The organism is Tenacibaculum sp. M341 (assembly GCF_004337695.1).
GTDB lineage: Bacteria > Bacteroidota > Bacteroidia > Flavobacteriales > Flavobacteriaceae > Polaribacter.
Window position 1 is genome coordinate 1 of record NZ_SJXJ01000051.1, and the last position, 1,357, is coordinate 1,357.

Annotated in this window: 1 protein-coding gene; it reads right to left on the minus strand. The window is 33.5% G+C overall.

The window, feature by feature from the left end; genetic code table 11:
- A partial coding sequence (locus tag EYW44_RS21870; protein ID WP_243643717.1) for a condensation domain-containing protein occupies positions 1 to 1,357 on the minus strand: 1,357 nt, incomplete at both ends.

Here is a 1,357-nt window from a genome sequence, read left to right on the forward strand (position 1 = left end):
TGTTCTTCCTTATTCAAAAGACTGATCTCTGAAATGTTTCGATCTGATTTTTCCAGCACCTGATCAATACAGGTCTCTATATAACTCATATAAGTCTCAATAGTACTCGACTTAAATAAAGCTGTACAATAAGTAATCGCAAATGATAACTCTTCTCCATTGTCAGAAACATCAAACTCTAAATCAAATTTTGACGTTACATCTCCTCCTATTTCATAAGGACGAATACCAAAAGGTAATTCTTCTATTTCTTCTTCTCTTCTTCTTTCCTGATACCTATAGGTAAACATTACATCAAACAGCGGATTTCGACTGGTATCTCTGGTTATCGATAAACTTTCTATGAGATCTTCATATTGATATGCTTCATGTACGAAACTCGATAAAACCAATTCCTTTACCTCTTCAAGATAATCTATATAACTCTTTTCTTTTGATGGATAACTACGAAGAACCAAAGTATTTACAAACATTCCAACCATTTGATCAACATCTGCATGATTTCTTCCAGAAGTTGGGGTTCCTACAATAATATCTTCTTGACCACTTAATTTACTTAATACTATTTTATGAATTGAAAGGAGGAACATAAACATGCTGACTCCTTGAATATCTACTAAACTTCTTATTTTATTTACTTTATCTGAATCAATAGTAAGGGTTACAGACGATCCTTTATCACTTTTTATTGCTGGTCTTGTATAATCATAAGGTAAGTCAAGTGCACTTATAGGACTAGCATACATCCCTTCCCAATACTTCTTATCTTCCTCTCGTTGTAAACTATGTGCCTCGCTTTGTTGCCACTCAGAATAGTCTGTATATTGTAATGATAATTCTGGCAAGCTATCCTCCTGATACAAATGTACAAAGTCATCCATCAAAATACTCATAGACACTCCATCACTTACAATATGATGCATATCTATTAATAAAATATATCCCTCCGTATCTTTTACAACTTCCACTCTAAATGGATATTCTTCATTCAAATTAAAAGGAGAAATAAATGCTTGAATCTTGTCTTCTATAGTCACTCCATCGGCAAGTTCTGTATAAATTATGTTAAAATCCTGACCACCCATAACCTGCTGGTATACCTCATTGTTATTTAGAACAAAGCGTGTACGTAAACTTGAATGACGCTGTACCAAACTGTTAAAAGCATCTTTCAGACGAGCTATATCTATGCTGGTATCTAAATGATAAAATGAAGGTATATTATAACTGGTAGACTGCTTGTCAAACTCATATAAAAAGTACATACGCTTTTGTGCTGATGACAACTCATATAATCGTTTGACAGGCAACTTAGGAATACTGCTATACCCTCCTTTTACCTCATGATGTTCTATAT